Here is a 16,097-nt window from a genome sequence, read left to right on the forward strand (position 1 = left end):
ATTGCTTTATCAATCAATCGCAGCATATGGTTTTGAGGTACCATGTCATCCATGGAAAACATCATCATTTGTTCTCTTTTTTTATCTGTATTTTTCGTCATCATAAAAAACACCGCCCTTCTGATATTCATTATATCAGAAAAGCGGTTCCAACAATAGCAAAACCCTGCAAAAGCAGGGCTTTGTCTACAGTCTGAGACAGCCCGAAAATATCGGGCTGTCTGCTTTTTAGATGGTATCAATCAGATCACTTCCACTAATGATCTGGCTCCAGCGGTTTTCACGTTTGTCCGCATTTTTCTCAAAGTATGAAAGTCGCGTTTCTTCCAATTCCTCCAGGCATGGGATGCCTCCATCCAGATACTTTTTTGTTCTCCGGATGGTGCTGTTAAGTCTGGTAATCACAGCTCCAAGTTTCACATCCATTAGTTCGTAGCCAAAGGGCTTTGCCTCTGACATCCACAGGTCTTCTCTTAAGACCTTCATTTCTTCTAAATTCTGAATGGTCTCCGGAATTTCTTTTTCGCAGATTTCTTTTAAAGCCAGCAACTGTTTTTTATCATAAGCTGCTTTCATACGGACACCAAGGTCTGCCTTATCTGCCAGCACTGCTGCCAGCTTTTCATAATAGGCAAATAGAACAGCATATTCCGGGGAATTCTCCTGGCAGATTTCCACCCACACACTCCTTAAACTCTTCTTCTAATACTTTTTCATTGTATTCCAAATGGAAGCCAAGATGTGCAAACAGTGCCACGCCTGGCCATACCGCATCTACCGGAGTTTCTGCGCCATTATCCATCCATGCGGTACAAAGCACCTCTTTCATCAGATATTTTTTGCAGGTCTGAAGGGCAGCCTTTGTGCAGGCAGATGTCTTGGAATAATTTGGTGCGATTCCATTCCAGATCCAGGATCCTCCTGCAAAGATCACATCATCGGATAACTGCTTGTGAATATTCAGCATCTTTTCATAGAATTTCTCATCATCATAATAATAATCCCAGTATACCAGACCAAGCCCCTTTTCCGGTTTTTCCCAGGAAGAGCAATCTGCATCAGCAGGTACTTCGTAATATCGGCCGTTTGTATTGGCTGTGATGTACATGTCGCTCCAAATCATAGGCTCCAGGCCAAGCTTCTTGCAGATGGCAAGCACACGTTTGCAATACTCCCGTATAGATCCCTTATTGATCACCTGCACCTGCGTGTTGCATGATTTTCAGTGTTATTTATTTAGTTCATTATGTTTCAGTTCTATAAGTAACTGCTGATGATCGTCACAAGTTGTTTTTGGGGAGTCCGTGGCAGTAGTTTGGGAAGCTGCTGTCAAAGTGTCCAAAAAGATTTCTCTTAGTATACTGTCATCCCCCAGCGGTTACAGATATAATTTTTATAAAATACATTAAGGGCAGACACCCAAAACCGAGGTCTTTGATGTCTGCCCTCTTGTAATAGAATGAATCACCCGAAGACATATTTAGAATGGATTACTTGAAGCCGGGGCTTTTATTGAAGTGATCAGATCCATCCATTTATACATATACCAGTTTCCGTCCTTAGATGATTTATAAACATCGATCCATTTACCACTGTCAGAAGCCTTGCAATAGATAAAGGCTCTATACTGATCAGGAGATGGTATGGAAGGATTTGCTGGAATGTATATCTGATCTTCATCTACTACAGAATCCTGAGTTAATGTAATTGAATAAGGCTGTGAAGGTGTGTAGTCATTCGCCGGAGTTGCACCATTTAAGAATGCATTTCCAAGATAGAGATACTGTTTACTCTTCTTCATTTGCTCTGCTAATCTCTGCTTCTCATAAACAGATAACTGCTTGTTGCATAAATATCCGATCATTTCTTCGCAATCTGTCTGATTTTCCGGTTTCCAGGTTCGAAGTGACATGATATAAAGAGCGAGCACCTTATATCTTCCATCATCACCGCTGATGTTATACTGCTTCAATTCTTCCACGTTTGTTGGAATTGTGCTGAAAGTATAGGTATAAGTATTCAGAGGAATCTCGATCACTACAGATTCGCCAGCTTCATTCTTGACTGACCGCTTCCCTTTTATAACTCCTTTCGAAAGAACTGGTTCAGTCTGAGGCTTTGTTTCCATGGTAACTGTAACTGTGCATGTAAGAACAATCCCTGCATCTACTTTGATTTCTGTTGTTCCAACATTAATTGCATGTACCTTTCCCTGACTGTCTACCTCTGCAATATTCTTGTTTGAACTGGTCCATACAGGCAGATGCTTAGGATCTTGTACGCTAAGCTGATAATATTCACCTTTACGCATATTTAAAGATGTTGCACTTAGTACTGGTGTTTTTGCTGGAGCTGCGGTAGGTGTTGCTGTAGGCTCTGCTGGCGGATTTACCGGAGCAGAAGGTGTTGTAGGTGCTGGCTTTGCAGGTGCTTTTTTACTCTTAACAGTAACCTTGCACTTATATGTTTTTTTGCCAACCTTAGCTTTAATATATGCAGTTCCTTTTTTCTTTGCTGTAACGACACCCTTTTTATTAACAGTTGCCACTGATTTCTTTGTGGAGGACCATTTCACTTTCTTTTTTGTGCCTTTTATCTTTAACCGGTATTTCTTGCCTTGGGTCAAGGTAAGCTTTGTTTTGTTCAGTTTGATCTTCGCGGCACTTACAGATGTGGTATCCACTGCCAGACACATTACTACAAGTAAGAATGTAGTAAGCAGTACGCTGGCTTTTTTTAATGACTTTTTACCATTTCTCATAAGCATTTTCTCCTTCCTTATAAACAATACTGTCCTTTTTATTCTTATTATACATAGTTGTTTCTGATTTGCACTAGCACTTCTGACAGTAATCGAAAAGGATTATAAAAATGCTGCTACGCATATATCATTTATTCATCCGCCTGTTCTGCCAATTTATTTCCTCTACAACGTATAACAATCATATCGAATCGCTTTTCCGCTTAACGTATAAGAAGGCTTCCTTCCTGCCAGAAATTCACTTTTCAGCGGTCGTTTTACAATGATCTTATCCGGGTCTGCGCTGATAGCGGCGTCGAAAAGGTCGGTCTCTTGGGAGCATGGGGGCTCCAGCTTCTGGATGAGCTGCAGTTTTTTGTTGATCAGGCTGGACTTCTGTCTTGCGGGGAACATGGGATCCAGGTAGATGACGTCTACAGGATCCAGGTGTGCAGGCATTAATTCCACACTGTTGCCTTCTGCCAGCTTCATACGGGCAGCGATCTCTTTCAATACGGGATGCTTCTTTGCCCGGAGCAGGGCATCCTTCAAAAGAACAGCGATCACTGGATTCTGCTCATACAGAGTTACCTCATACCCCTGGGCTGCCAGAAGAAATCCATCCTCTCCCATACCTGCTGTGGCATCTATCGCCTTGCGCCCTGGCTTTTCTGATTTGGAAGCCCGTACCAGCATTTCATGCTGTAATCTTCCGTTGGTCACCCGGTGAAGCATATTCTCGAAATCTCCCTGATAAGTCAGACCATATCCGGTTAAAGAAACACCTTTGGAATTAAAAAGCACCGTCAGGTGTTCTCCCGGCTTTTCAGCGATTGGGGTATTTGTGCGCCTGGAAAAAGCTTCAGCCATATCTCTTGCGCCACCTTTTTCAAGGCAAACTACAATTTTTTCACTCATGTTCTCTTCTCTTTCTTTGTATCATATAAGTATTATAATTGTTGGCTTCTTTCATTACATTTTCTCAATTAGCTTGGAGTACACATGTTCTACAAACCATGGTTCTGTAGATTTCTTCAGCGCTTCTTCAGGGGAAAACCAGGCGACACCGCTGTTCTCGTCGGCTTTTATGGAGACAGCTTCCTCAGAATCTGCTTCCAGCAGATATGTTACATTCAAATGTAAATGGCTGGACACATATTTTCCCTTTTTCACATGTCCATCTACTGTAAGGGATTCCAAAGAAAAAATCTCCTCAGATACAGGACTGACATGGGAAATCCCCGCTTCCTCTTTCACTTCCCGAAGGGCAACTGCAAGTAAATCCGTCTCCCCGTCCGCATGTCCTCCCAGCCAGGACCAGGAATTATAAATATTGTGATAAACCATGAGAACTTTGCTTTTATCCGGATTTACCACCCAGGCAGAAGCGGTCATATGTGCCACCGTGTTTTCTCTGGAAAAAGCATTGGTATTATTTCTGATCCAGTTCAGAATAAGCTGCTTATCCGTCTCTTCTTGTTCATTGAAGGGGGTATAATGCTCAATTTGGTTAAGTAGTTCCTGTCTGTTCATTATAGAGTGCTCCTTTTTAGTGGTCTTGTAGAATAGTATAACATAAGCAGATATTTATTTACACCTGAAAAGGAAGTATCTTTGTTATTCAAAAAGCTGTTTAGCGTTTTCAAGATTGGTCTTTCCCTTTATCTTTAGCAACACCTTTGTTACAGTCAGCGCAATGCCAGATTCGCTGCACAGAATTCTTACCTGGGAGAGAGGGATATAGATCTGATCATCTTCTCCGGGGAGTATTGCAACAACTTTACAAGGAAGACTGGACATTGGTGAAATATTATTTCCGGGACTGTCCATAGTCGTGAAACTACTGTCGGAAATGGAACTGCTGTATTCAGTAGAACTTTTATTTGAATCGATACTGTCTAATGTATATGTAATGGCAAGCTGTTCTCCCATCTTCAGATATTTATTCTGCTGTTTCTTTGAAATGGTATGTCCATTGGAGTCTTTCATATTTTCCAGAGAATTGCTCCCCAGCAGTAAGCGTGGAGTGTTTCCTAAATTGTCTTGCCCGGAAATTTCCGTAAAAGCATTCAGATCAATTCCACAAAATACGGTAGTTTTTGTATAGTCTTCTATTTTTATGGTTACTGGAATTTCCACAACTGGCCAGATTTCCTGAAGCCCATTTATTTTCGAAGCTTTTTTCAGGAAATTCTGGTCGTAACTGAGATTTCCAAGGGAAATTAAGATTGTATACTGCTGCTTCTCTTTCTGTATTTCATAGGTAAGCCTGAGAAAAAAGAAAAGAGTCAGTGAAATGAGAATCATCAGAAAGCAGGTGAAACCGTTTATTTTTTTCTTTCTCAACGGGATGCCGCCTTTCTTGCTTCTTCCAGAAGGACAGATTTTTTATGTAATCTGGACATGAGAAACAGAACGATGATGATAAACAGAACCGCCAGAAGTGCAAAAATGGAGTACCACCAGCTGTTAGTCTCTTCCTGAGAATCCTCAACTTTTAGAGACTGAATCTGGGATTCCTTGATTTCGGAGGAAAAATCGACAGCTGTCTGGTAGGAGTTACCTGTGGAATCTTCGTAGATGAGAATCAGTTTTCCTGTAATTTGATCTGGTGAAATAGATGTATTCTGAGAAGTAGCATCATTTTCATCTGATATATCTGATACATTGTCAGATAAACTTCCTGCTTCTGCAACAGACTGCGATTTAGAACTTTTATTTCCGGTGCTTCCTTTTACATATACTCTTATTGTACCATCAGATGCAGTTCCCTCATCTACATTTCCCAGAAATGCAGTCTCTTTTGGAGATAATCCATCTGCTTCTAATTTCACTTTGGCATTATAGATTTTATCCCTTCCAAGATTCAATGCTTTCACAGGAATTTCTACAGTATCCATTGTATAAAATACCGAAGGAATGTCAGACACTTCTAATTCTGCATGTACAGGCTGTGACACTTTAAAAGTCAGAGTTTCTGTACTATTGGCACTGGAGGCTTTGGAATCTTCATATTCCAGAGAAAATAGGATTGTTACCTGACCTGGCTCAGTATCTTCTGCGATAGATAAATTCTGCGTTAAAGTAATGGCTTCGCCAGGTGTCAGCCTCTGTACATAAAAAGAATTTTTATCAAATTCAATTCCTTTTGTTTCTGTGGAAAGAGAAATTTTCAGTCCATATACGTTCTGACTGCGGCTCTTATTTCGAAAGGTTACGGACATTTCCCGTGTGCTGCCAGCTTTTAGTGTCTGGCTGGAAAGATTACTGTCTTCCAATAGCAGCTGAGGCTTGTGGAGAACCTTTTCTCCGGAGGAATTACCTCCGTCTGTACTGCCGGCATAGACCTCTCCATAAGAAGTATCTCCAACACCCATAGCATCATCACCGGCAGGCTCTGCATTACTGCTGTCTGTATTGCCAGACCCATTTTCAATAATAACATGAATGGGATTATTTTTTGGAGAAGAATCGTCACCGGATATGAATCCGCCCAGATCCGGGTCCGGATTGGAATCTGGGTTAGAATCCGGGTCAGAACCCGAGTCAGAATCGGAATCTGGATCCTGGTTCATATCTGGTACAGTTTCCACTTCATCTTCAAAAACTGTTTCTGTATTTTCAATATCAGCTTCCTGTGCAGAAACTGCAAATGGGGATATAAGAAACAGGATACTGGCAATTAATGCAGTAATCAATACGATGCTGTCTGTTTTAACGGCAAATACAGAATTTTTTTGTAATTGTTCTTCTTTCATGTTCAGCCTGTCCTTTCCTTCAGGATTCCTCCGTCCATTTCATATACATGGTCACAGAGAATACGGATATCTTCTTCGTTATGACTGGCGAGAAGGATGGTCTTACCGGCAGCTTTTAGTTCCAGAAGAAGCTTTCGGATTTCTGCTGCGCCATGTTTATCCAGTCCGTTGAAGGGTTCATCCAAAATGAGAAGACGGGGATCCTCCATAATGGCCTGGGCGATTCCAAGACGCTGGCGCATTCCAAGCGAATACTTTCCAACCGGTTTTTTCATATCGGGATCCAGGCCGACTTTTCGAAGAATAAGGCGGATATCTGCCTTGGAGATCAGTTTTTGTATATTCGCCAGAATTTCCAGATTCTTCATTCCTGTATATTGTGTAAGAAAACCGGGCGTCTCAATGATAACGCCAAGGCTTTCCGGAAAATCGGTGTCTTTTCCGATCTGTTTTCCTGATACATGGATGGTTCCGGTTGTAGCCGGCAGAAAACCACAGATACATTTCATAAGAACTGTCTTTCCGGAACCATTATTTCCAACAATGCCATATACCTGTCCGTAATTCAGATCAAGATTTACTTCTTTTAGAACAAGGTCTTCACCGAAACGTTTAGTAACATGACTTATTTGTACACATGGAATTGGCTTTAATACTTTATTGTGATTTACACTGTTCATATAATCGTTTTCTTTCCCATTTAAATCCTTTTGATTTTAGATCCTTTCAATTTCCCAAAGGCAGGACTACATTTTTATTTTCAGAAATGAGGTCTGATATCTCAAATTTCTTCAATTTTATCATATAGTACACTTCCCAGAACCGGGATCAGTACAAGTAGAAATAATAACAAAAATAACCATAAACCAGTCTGGTATGGTCCCCAGTTTCCAGAAGGGGTAATCCATTCTGGCGGGTAAAACCAGAGTTGTTCTTTAAAATATCGTTGGTGTAAAATAATTCCGAAGTAATAACTTATAAAAGGAATTCCGTAAGCCATATAAGCAGATTGACACAGAGTTCCGCAGATACCTCCAAGGGTACTTATGATTCCTCCAAGGATGCTCATGCGGAGAGCTTTCATTAGAAACTCTGTCAGCAGATCTTTTGGAATATTTCCTTTTACTTCCATAGGATAAAATATAACAAAATTAACTAAAAGCACTGTTATGACTGCCAGTAACCAGACCAGAAAACCAGACATCAGAATAGAAAAAATCTTTCCTTCCACATATTGATTGCGGCTGGTTCTGGGTAGAGCAGTTTTTAGGAATCCGCTTCTATACTCTTGCAGGAAAGAATCACTCCAGGTAAGCACTGCTGCTATGGGTAAAATGAAAGATACAATCTGACCTTTTATAGCGCTATCCAGAAGGTTTATAAAAGCACCACAAGTCAAAGGTTTCTTCAGACTGGGGTAGGTTTGTCCAAAGAGAAGAGCTGCACAAGCAATCAGCCAGGCTGCCAGAAAATTTTTGGATGTAAGCATACGTTTCATCTCACCACTCATGATTTTTCTCCCAGAAATTCAAACGGATATTTCTTCATTCTGCGAAGCGCCAGAATAACCAGTATTACTACCAGAATAAGAAAAAATACACAGGATTGCCAGAGCTTTGGGAGTAATGGATCATAGCCCAGATTATGTTTCCCATAGACGGCCTGGTTTAAGGGACTGATCCAGCAGATCAGTACGTTTATCTGATACATCTCATACTTTTCTTTATGTAAAACAGCTGCCAGTACATTGGGATCCAGAAGAAATCCATAGATACTGTAAAACAGACCAGCTATCATGCCTTTTGTTTTTCCTTTGGAGAGATTCCCCACCAGAATTACAAAGCTTAAAGTCAGGGAATAGCAAAAAAGCAAAAGGAATACCTGCAGCATACAGCCATAAGGTGAAATGCTTTCCATAACACGTACTGTAGATGGCACCTGCAGATTCTTTCCAAGATCAGAGTATCCAAGCATTGCTGCTGTGTCACTCCACAGATTGCCTGGATAGCTGTCCTTCATGCACAGCACAGAAGTAAACAAAAGCATAAAACATGTATATAAAATCGTTACGAATGTAATATAGACAAACTGGCCTAAGAGCCATTTCTTCTTGGTGGTACGGATCAGCTGATAAGGAGTGACTGGTGTCATTTTCGGCAGGTCGGAGAACAGCAAAAGCAAAAGCATGGAACTTAGAAGCACTGCTGTTCCATCCCCGAAGGTCCACAGGAAAGGTTCAATTGCCTGTACAGGCGTATTGTAGTTATCCATAACAACCATGATTCTTCCTGTAAGCAGAAAACTGAGCACAAATTCCAGAAAGAGGGTAAAAATCACTTTGGGATTACGGAAAAAGCCGAAGAAATTGTAGCGTACAATTCCAAGTGTCTGCTTCATATCAGTATCCCAGACTACGGTCTATAATACTTCCGTCTACTGCATTGATGGTAAGAAAGCTCCAGGTAGGCCAATCTGTCGTATCTGAGTAGGTTTCGCCATCATATTCGGAGTCAATCTTGCGGGATCCGAAGAAATCCCAGACAGGAACCAGAAGACCGGTATGGGCATCTGTGGATGGCTCATAAATTCTGGCATAGCCAAGAACGATACGGTCAATATTGAATACCCTGGAATTTTCATAGGTAAGGTTGTCCGCGTTGGTGACGATCATCATTTTTTCGTAGATATTCATGATCTCGCTGAATGGAAGCAGGCTTAAATTCTCAGTCTTAGTTTCTCCGATGGTGTATGGATTGCAATAAGTCATGCTGTCGATTCCGTCTGCATTTACATAAAAATAAAGGTTTTCGTAAGCCCAGGTTTCCATAGTACTGTCCATGTCTTCAAGCGCTCCACCTGCATCCATGGTATAGGTAAGCGGAGTTCCATTTATGGTACGGCTGTAGTAGATAACATAACCACTTCCGAGATAACTGGAGTTATCATCTGTTCCAATGGACGTCTGAATCGCATAATCCCATCCGCATTGGTTTAAATCGTCAAGGCCCATGGCATCTGCTTTTTCCTGGGCTAATTTCTTCGCGTCATCCAACGAAATTCCAATAGATTTTTCGGTAGGTTTTTCATATGGACTGCTGCTGGAATAATCGGACCAGACAGCGTCAGAAGGGATTTCTTTACCGTCTTTTTGGGCTATCTTCTGGATTCTTACTTCCAAAGAATAGGCTCCCCAGGAAGAGGTACGATAAGAATATTGGGAGCCGTCATCTAACTGGGCGATACCGGTAAAAGCATTGTCCTCCATAACTTCACCAGTACTGCTGTATGTCTGCACTCCCACGGCAGGTCTTCCTTCTACCAGATTTCTCGTTTCAGGTGCAGATTCATACTGGCTTTCCCAATAATCAATGTCATCGTAAATATCATATACGAGATTGCCATTATCATCGGTTCCCCAATTATTGGGATCCAGATTACCGTTGGCAACATCTTCTTTTAATTCATCGATTTTTTTCTTGATCTCATCCTTTGTCTGTACATAATAGCTGTCTGCAGTGTAAATCTTCGCATTTGAGAAAAAGGCATCTGTGATACCATCAAGAAGATCCTGTGTGACCGCAGCTGGTGTAACAGAAATTGCAGATATCTTTTCCACATCTGGTATTTCCACAGCTGCATCCGTATTTACCACAAGCTTGGATGTGTCGTCTGTTACCTGACTTTTGTAAGTCTCAGGCGCATTGATCAGGTCGCGGATAGTGGTTCTGGCAGCCGAGGTATGATCTGTATGAACGTCAGTGGAGGCAGCAGTATCACTTGTAGCAGTACTTTCAGAAGCAGTTGTCTGATCAGCGGAGGAGGCATTTCCTGCCATATTGACATCCTTGTCATCCGCTTCTTTGTAAGAATCCAGTGCTTTATTTCCCTTCTGCCTTACAAGGGAAGATTCTGGTGTCTGTGCACATCCCGCTAACATTCCCATGCAGAGAGTAAGTCCAATCATTCTTTCTATATTCTTTCTCATTTGTTTGAAGTCTCCCTTTCGATGTTTGAACATAACCGGAGATTTAGGGGAACGGGTGTTTGATATTGCTCATAGTAATCACCGGTCATGTTCTGATATAGATTATAGTACTTGGAATTACACCAAATCTTCCGTAAATTGTAACTGAATTGTAATCTGGCAAGAATTTCTTTACCATTCAATGAATACACAGGTTCCCTTTCCTATTTCACTTTCAATTTTCATTTGAAATCCATGTATATCCGCGATTTTTTTACAAAGTGCAAGTCCAAGTCCCACACTTCCATTTGCCCGGGAACGGGATTTGTCAACCATATAAAATGCCTCTGTCACTTTATCAAGATCTTCAGCTGGGATTCCTTTGCCAAAATCCTGGACCATCAGTTTCCCAGCCGTTGCTGCCAGTATGAGTTTGGAATTGTCCGCGGAGGCTTTTACTGCGTTGTCAATAAAATTGTTTACCAGACTTAACATAAGATCTTTGTCAAAGTTTTTCTTCAGATCAGCAGGTTCACACTGAAGTTCCAGACAGATATTCTTCTCCTTCAGACGGCAGAGGTTTAGCTGTCTGGAATCCTCCAGAAAAGCTTTCACTGAATTTTCTGTTGGGGCAAAACGTGATTCTCCAGTTTCATATAATCCGGTAAGTTCCAGCATTTTTACCGAAAGTCGGGACAGTCTGCGGCATTCACTGGAAATATAGGAGAGAGCTCTCTCCTGCTGCTGTCTTTGCAGGCGCACTGTGAGAAGGGTATCTGCATATCCCAGGATAGAGGTCATAGGTGTTTTCAGCTCATGGGCAAGACTTCCCATTAACTGTCGTTGTGTATGGTTTACAGTGGAAAGGCATTCAATCTGTTCTTTAACCTTGGAGGACATCTGATTAAAGCTTTTGCCAACCTGCGCCAGTTCCGTATCTCCTTCCGCAGGAACTTGTATATCATAGTTGCCTTCAGATACAGAAACCGCAGCTTCCCTTAATTTTGTAAGGGGTGCCATAATTTTCAGCAGGCTGAAAAAAAGAATTGTTCCGGTTAACAGAAGAAGAACCAGCGTCAACATACCCGCCTGATAAAAAAGGATCCTGTTACTCTCCAGAACATCAGAAACGTCTTTATAAGTGACAATCTGATAATTCAGATTTGTAGTTGACTCTGTGGAGGAATAAAAAAAAGCAACAGTGTTTTACCGTCGGCTTTGCTGATAAGGGGATCACAGATATAAGTATCCGCGTCATACCATTTTCCGTGTAATTCCACTTCTCCCAGTTGTTCCTGGATTCCCTGAACATCGAAGTCATAGGCGGTACCGTTGTAAAGTTCTTCATCATTCTGATATAGAACAGCACTGTCATGGAAAATCTGTCGGAAAGCGTAGATAAGAATTCGGTTTCGGACTTTCTCATCGGAATTAGCGGACTGACTGCTTGTAAGTCTTAATTTCTCCTCAAATTGTAAAAGATTATTCTGAAATTTGGTATATTCATAGTTATTGATATACTGAATACTCTGATTCTTCCAGCGATATGAAGTATAGAAAAAAACAGCGGAGGATAAAATCAGGATCACGCAGACCACCTGTAAAAAGATTTTTGTAAAAAGCTTCAAAATTCCACCTCCAGTCGGTATCCAATGCGGGGAATGGTTTTGATCCTGTTCTGCCAGCCCAGCTTCTTGCGGATACGTCCCACATGTGCATCTACTGTTCTTGTTTCTCCTTCGAATTCTACGCCCCAGAGACCGGCCAGAAGCTGCTCTCTTGTAAGAGCTTTATTGGGATTGCGGACGAACATCATAAGGCAGTTGTATTCCATTGGTTTCAGGTAAATTTCCTCTCCATTTCTGGTAACGGTATGGCTTATGGTGTCTATGGTAATATTGTTAATCTGTATCTGCTCCTGTAAATTTCCATGACGTTCCAGTACTTTCTCCAGGCGGACCATCACTTCCAGCATCTCGAAGGGCTTTACAATATAGTCTTCGGCACCTTCTTTAAGGCCTTTTACTTTGCTTGCGATGTCGGCTCTGGCGGTGAGAAAAATGACGGGAATGCCGTAGTGATTCAGTTCTGGTAAAAGGGTATATCCATCTTTTCCAGGGAGCATAATATCTACAAGGGCGCACTGGAACTCATGATCCCAGGCAATTCCTTCGCTGGCGTCATTGCCGTCCAGGTAGCTTACGGTCTGGTAGCCGGTGACTTCCAGGTTCATGCAAAGTAAGTTATTGATTGCTGGTTCATCTTCTATTACAAGTATTCTGGCTTTCATTTCGGGTCCTTTCTTGTATACTCTGAAAAATAATCCTTATTTGATGTACTGGTTCTATTATACATGTTTTGGTAGTGATAAATGTAACCATATTGTAAAAAGCAGATATAGGGAAAAGTTGTGTGCGTTATTGATGGAAATGTGGCAGACTTTAAAGCTTTGTAGATATGGAGGCAGTCCTTATACAATCGCCCCACCTGAGATGGGTGGGGCGATTAAAAAATTATAGTATTTATTCAGCAGGTATTATTTCGCGAAGTGGTAACTGAGAAGTACAGAACAGTTACAAATTATTTACATGGAAATCAGTCCAAATGCATTTGCTACAGAGCTAAGCAGGATAATTGCTGCAAATATCGGGCAAAGATATTTGATCATGAAGTTAAAAATCTTTTTCCTGCGGAAAGTTCCGCCTTCAGCTACTACTTCCTCCTCAATCTTTTCCACTCCCACTTTTCTGGAAATTAAAAGACAGGTTGCAAGTGCGGCAATTGGCATCATTACAGAATTGGTGAGGAAATCAAAGAAATCCAGAAACTGCATTCCAATGATTTTTACAAAGCCAAGCGGTCCATATCCAAGGGAAGAAAGAGTTCCAAGAAGAATCATGATCACACCAACAATAACGGTTGCTTTCTTTCTGTGCCATCTCAGTTCGTCCTGGAAGGTAGATACAGCGCTCTCCGTCAGGGCAATAGAGCTGGTAAGAGCTGCGCACAGCACCAGTACAAAGAACAGAATCCCAATGGGAGTTCCAAACCCCATACTGGCAAATACCTTGGGAATGGTGATGAACATAAGCGCCGGTCCTGCCTGTAAAGTATCCGGATCTCCACCGGAGAATGCAAACACAGCCGGAATGATCATCAGACCTGCCATAATGGCAATTGCAGTGTCAAACACTTCTACATTCTTGGTGGAACCTTCGATAGATACGTCCTTTTTCATATAAGAGCCAAAGGTTACCAGAATTCCCATGGCAATAGACAGGGAATAAAACATCTGACCCATGGCGGCTACCACTGTCATCCAGGAGAAATTCTCAATATTTGGTACCAGGAAATATTTCACTCCTGCAAGGGCACCTGGTCTTGTAACAGAGTAAACAGTAATAAGCACAGATAAAAATACCAGAACCGGCATCATAAATTTGGAAACGCGCTCTACTCCGTTTCGGACTCCTGCATATATGATTGCAACTGTTAAAAATGCAAAAATAAGGAAACAGACCTCTGTGGAGGTACCATTCGAAATAAACTCAGAAAAATATCCGTCTTCTGCCAGCTTCTGGCTGTTACCTTTTATATATTCGATCAGATATTTGATAACCCATCCGCCGATAACGGAATAGTATGGCACGATCAGGACTGGAATGATGGCATTGATCCAGCCACCAAAGGACAGCCATTTAGACTTGCCAAATTTTCCAAAAGCACCTACCGGACTTTTTCTTGTCATTCGGCCAAGGGCGGTTTCGGCGACAATCATAGAGTAGCCAAAAGTAAGTGCCAGAATAATGTAAATCAGTAAAAATATTCCACCGCCGTACTTTGCCGCAAGGTAAGGAAATCGCCATATATTTCCCAGTCCGACGGAAGCTCCGGCAGCAGACAGTACAAATCCCAGTTTACCGGAAAAAGTACTTCGTTCATGATGATGTTTTTCCATAAATTTTTCCTTCCAAATTCGTAAAATTTGTTTTTGCTTTTTATAAACTCCAACTCTTATGATGATAACATGGTTTTGTGTTAAAGGCAAACAATATATATAAAATAACAGCAATAACAAATAACAAATAATACAAAAACGAGGGAGAAATTATTGATTTTAATAAAATAAGATCTTATAATTAAGATTATCAATTAACATATATATGTTATGGAGGGTGCAGATTATGAATGAAGAATTGTTTAATGAAGCAACGAAATCGAATGTTCTCACTAAGAAACTGATCGACCAGCTTCTGGAGAGCATGACCTACAGCAGCATTTCCTTTATCAACTGGACCATTGAGACTTTGTCTCTGATCAAGGCGCGTCTGCAGCGCGGAGACCGGATTACAGACGAAGTCAGCGGAGAGGTTTATACCTTATACTCTTTCCAGCAGTTTGTGGAGAAGAATTTTTCTACTTATATAGCAAGCCAGGTATTTAAAGAGACTTCTAAGCCGGAGAAAATTTACTTTTCTCTGAAACCGTGTGAAGAGGGATACAGTCTGGTTGCTGCTGATTCTGACAGTAATAAGACCTATTCCTGGATCTCCAGCCTGAGTAAACGTTTCTCATTGGTAGAAATGATCGCCACAGGAATTGTATATGTAAAAGATACACGTACGAATACTTATCAGCCATTTATTTCCGGAAATGGCAAATATTGTAAGTATGATAAAGAGAAGGGAATTCTTGTAGAAATTTAATTATATTAACTGCCAGAGCGTGTTTGAAAAGGGCTTTCTGCAAAAGCTCCCGCAAAGTGGGGCGTGCAGATTGCGGGAATGATTTAGCGAATACGCTTTAGGTTATCAGACATAACAGACGGACACAGATTGCAAGGACTGCTTTAGCGAAATTTCAGCAAAGAAGTCCTTGCAATCTGTGTCCATTTTATTACATTCTAAGTTTTTTATGAAACTCCCGGATAGTATCATTGCTGTTAAAAATAAACATTCCTGCAAATACCAGCAGACTGATTCCTGTGCATACCACAGATGGGTATGGGAAACGGATCTGGTGAAAAAACATAAGGATCAGCGGTACCAGACCAGCAAAAGTAGCCTGAACAAGGTAAAACAGATACTCTTCTTTTTCCAGCTTTTGTACTTTTACGATCACAGGTATAGAGCCAAGCACTGCAAGAGCGCCAAATGGAAGGACAAAATCCAGAGACCATCCATGCCATCCGGTATATTTGTCCCACAGAACCGCGATAATAGTTACCAGGATCAACTGTATGATCTCGTTTTTTAAGATATTCCTCCGTTTGGCATAAGCAACCGCTACGATTAGCCATCCGCAAAGACAGCCAGCTGCGGCGAACCAGAACCAGTCCAGTTTTTCCCGTGTAAGGTAATTGATCATGCCGCAGAGAATTGCAGCTGCAATGCAGACAAAATTGAAAACCTGCACGATTCTCTGCGCCTCCTTTTTCTCTTTCAGGGAACAGCCGGGGAAATTATTGGTTTTTTCTGTATAAGGAATTTCTTCTTTTTTCAGCATGTTCAGAAAATTTCGCTGAATATTATCCTTGGGAAGCTTGGAGGTAAATCCAAGAACCATTTCGTTTTCGTAAGAACAGGAACAAAGCTGCATGGAGTTGGTACTTGCGAAAATTCCGAAACGGTCAATG

General features: G+C 41.3%; 17 protein-coding genes and 1 pseudogene. 2 read left to right on the forward strand and 16 right to left on the reverse strand.

From position 1 onward, the window contains the following. Positions 1–228: 228 nt before the first annotated feature. The 15 genes from AB5642_RS17695 to AB5642_RS17765 form a co-directional block, all read right to left on the reverse strand. Positions 229–678 carry a hypothetical protein gene (locus tag AB5642_RS17695; RefSeq protein ID WP_237925975.1) on the reverse strand — a complete coding sequence of 150 codons (450 nt, stop codon included), beginning with the start codon at positions 676–678 and terminating at the stop codon, positions 229–231. Further along, entirely contained in the window at positions 623–1,198 is a 576-nt protein-coding gene (locus tag AB5642_RS17700) for a hypothetical protein (protein WP_237925976.1), read from the reverse strand. Before AB5642_RS17700 ends, AB5642_RS17695 begins: the two co-directional genes overlap by 56 nt. Before the next feature lie 282 nt (positions 1,199–1,480). Beyond that, a complete protein-coding gene (locus AB5642_RS17705; RefSeq protein ID WP_173719009.1) occupies positions 1,481–2,761 on the reverse strand; it encodes an Ig-like domain-containing protein in 1,281 nt (426 codons plus the stop codon). 165 nt (positions 2,762–2,926) lie between these two features. Continuing rightward, positions 2,927–3,658, reverse strand: coding sequence for a class I SAM-dependent methyltransferase (locus tag AB5642_RS17710; protein ID WP_173719008.1), 732 nt, complete (start codon positions 3,656–3,658; stop codon positions 2,927–2,929). 54 nt (positions 3,659–3,712) lie between these two features. Continuing rightward, on the reverse strand, positions 3,713–4,273 hold the full coding sequence (locus AB5642_RS17715; protein ID WP_173719007.1) for an NUDIX hydrolase: 561 nt from the start codon (positions 4,271–4,273) through the stop codon (positions 3,713–3,715). An 84-nt stretch (positions 4,274–4,357) separates the two neighbouring features. After that, entirely contained in the window at positions 4,358–5,086 is a 729-nt protein-coding gene (locus AB5642_RS17720) for a hypothetical protein (RefSeq protein WP_237925977.1), read from the reverse strand. Then, a complete protein-coding gene (locus AB5642_RS17725) occupies positions 5,083–6,498 on the reverse strand; it encodes a hypothetical protein (protein WP_368371800.1) in 1,416 nt (471 codons plus the stop codon). The genes AB5642_RS17720 and AB5642_RS17725 overlap by 4 nt, the downstream gene beginning before the upstream one ends. A 2-nt stretch (positions 6,499–6,500) precedes the next feature. Further along, entirely contained in the window at positions 6,501–7,178 is a 678-nt protein-coding gene (locus AB5642_RS17730; RefSeq protein WP_368371801.1) for an ABC transporter ATP-binding protein, read from the reverse strand. 101 nt (positions 7,179–7,279) lie between these two features. After that, on the reverse strand, positions 7,280–8,008 hold the full coding sequence (locus AB5642_RS17735; protein ID WP_237925979.1) for an ABC transporter permease: 729 nt from the start codon (positions 8,006–8,008) through the stop codon (positions 7,280–7,282). Beyond that, a complete protein-coding gene (locus AB5642_RS17740; protein WP_173719004.1) occupies positions 8,005–8,895 on the reverse strand; it encodes a hypothetical protein in 891 nt (296 codons plus the stop codon). Before AB5642_RS17740 ends, AB5642_RS17735 begins: the two co-directional genes overlap by 4 nt. 1 nt (position 8,896) lies before the next feature. After that, positions 8,897–10,483, reverse strand: coding sequence for a DUF6034 family protein (locus AB5642_RS17745; RefSeq protein WP_173719003.1), 1,587 nt, complete (start codon positions 10,481–10,483; stop codon positions 8,897–8,899). 171 nt (positions 10,484–10,654) lie between these two features. Next, positions 10,655–11,545, reverse strand: a complete 891-nt coding sequence (locus AB5642_RS17750) for a HAMP domain-containing sensor histidine kinase (RefSeq protein WP_237925898.1) — start codon at positions 11,543–11,545, stop codon at positions 10,655–10,657. A 74-nt stretch (positions 11,546–11,619) separates the two neighbouring features. Continuing rightward, complete coding sequence (locus tag AB5642_RS17755; protein WP_237925896.1) at positions 11,620–12,090, reverse strand: hypothetical protein; 471 nt, start codon at positions 12,088–12,090, stop codon at positions 11,620–11,622. Further along, entirely contained in the window at positions 12,087–12,752 is a 666-nt protein-coding gene (locus tag AB5642_RS17760) for a response regulator transcription factor (protein ID WP_173716751.1), read from the reverse strand. Before AB5642_RS17760 ends, AB5642_RS17755 begins: the two co-directional genes overlap by 4 nt. Before the next feature lie 294 nt (positions 12,753–13,046). After that, the gene (locus tag AB5642_RS17765) at positions 13,047–14,420 is read right to left on the reverse strand and encodes a sodium-dependent transporter (protein ID WP_173719001.1); all 1,374 of its coding nucleotides are present in this window, start codon (positions 14,418–14,420) and stop codon (positions 13,047–13,049) included. Between the two features lie 226 nt (positions 14,421–14,646). Here AB5642_RS17765 and AB5642_RS17770 point away from each other — a divergent pair, with 226 nt between their 5' ends. Continuing rightward, positions 14,647–15,168 (forward strand): hypothetical protein, encoded by a 522-nt coding sequence (locus tag AB5642_RS17770; protein ID WP_118583489.1) that lies wholly within the window; start codon positions 14,647–14,649, stop codon positions 15,166–15,168. Positions 15,169–15,204: 36 nt separating this feature from the next. Further along, positions 15,205–15,255, forward strand: a pseudogene (locus tag AB5642_RS17775) (DUF6783 domain-containing protein); the annotation flags it as partial. A 103-nt stretch (positions 15,256–15,358) separates the two neighbouring features. Here the strand turns inward: AB5642_RS17775 and AB5642_RS17780 are convergent. Next, a partial coding sequence (locus AB5642_RS17780) for a DUF6320 domain-containing protein (RefSeq protein ID WP_368371802.1) occupies positions 15,359–16,097 on the reverse strand: 739 nt, incomplete at its 5' end.

Source organism: Ruminococcus sp. 1001136sp1_2201st1_G3_2201SCRN_220225, assembly GCF_040924365.1.
Taxonomy (GTDB): Bacteria; Bacillota; Clostridia; order Lachnospirales; family Lachnospiraceae; genus Blautia_A; species Blautia_A faecis.

Excerpts from the sequence above, each read along its gene's own strand:
- AB5642_RS17735 (WP_237925979.1), bottom strand. The coding sequence starts at position 8,008 with ATGAGTGGTGAGATGAAACGTATGCTTACATCCAAAAATTTTCTGGCA.
- AB5642_RS17770 (WP_118583489.1), top strand. The coding sequence starts at position 14,647 with ATGAATGAAGAATTGTTTAATGAAGCAACGAAATCGAATGTTCTCACT.
- AB5642_RS17730 (WP_368371801.1), bottom strand. The coding sequence starts at position 7,178 with ATGAACAGTGTAAATCACAATAAAGTATTAAAGCCAATTCCATGTGTA.
- AB5642_RS17750 (WP_237925898.1), bottom strand. The coding sequence starts at position 11,545 with ATGTTGACGCTGGTTCTTCTTCTGTTAACCGGAACAATTCTTTTTTTC.
- AB5642_RS17765 (WP_173719001.1), bottom strand. The coding sequence starts at position 14,420 with ATGGAAAAACATCATCATGAACGAAGTACTTTTTCCGGTAAACTGGGA.
- AB5642_RS17745 (WP_173719003.1), bottom strand. The coding sequence starts at position 10,483 with ATGAGAAAGAATATAGAAAGAATGATTGGACTTACTCTCTGCATGGGA.
- AB5642_RS17740 (WP_173719004.1), bottom strand. The coding sequence starts at position 8,895 with ATGAAGCAGACACTTGGAATTGTACGCTACAATTTCTTCGGCTTTTTC.
- AB5642_RS17715 (WP_173719007.1), bottom strand. The coding sequence starts at position 4,273 with ATGAACAGACAGGAACTACTTAACCAAATTGAGCATTATACCCCCTTC.
- AB5642_RS17705 (WP_173719009.1), bottom strand. The coding sequence starts at position 2,761 with ATGAGAAATGGTAAAAAGTCATTAAAAAAAGCCAGCGTACTGCTTACT.
- AB5642_RS17710 (WP_173719008.1), bottom strand. The coding sequence starts at position 3,658 with ATGAGTGAAAAAATTGTAGTTTGCCTTGAAAAAGGTGGCGCAAGAGAT.
- AB5642_RS17760 (WP_173716751.1), bottom strand. The coding sequence starts at position 12,752 with ATGAAAGCCAGAATACTTGTAATAGAAGATGAACCAGCAATCAATAAC.
- AB5642_RS17725 (WP_368371800.1), bottom strand. The coding sequence starts at position 6,498 with ATGAAAGAAGAACAATTACAAAAAAATTCTGTATTTGCCGTTAAAACA.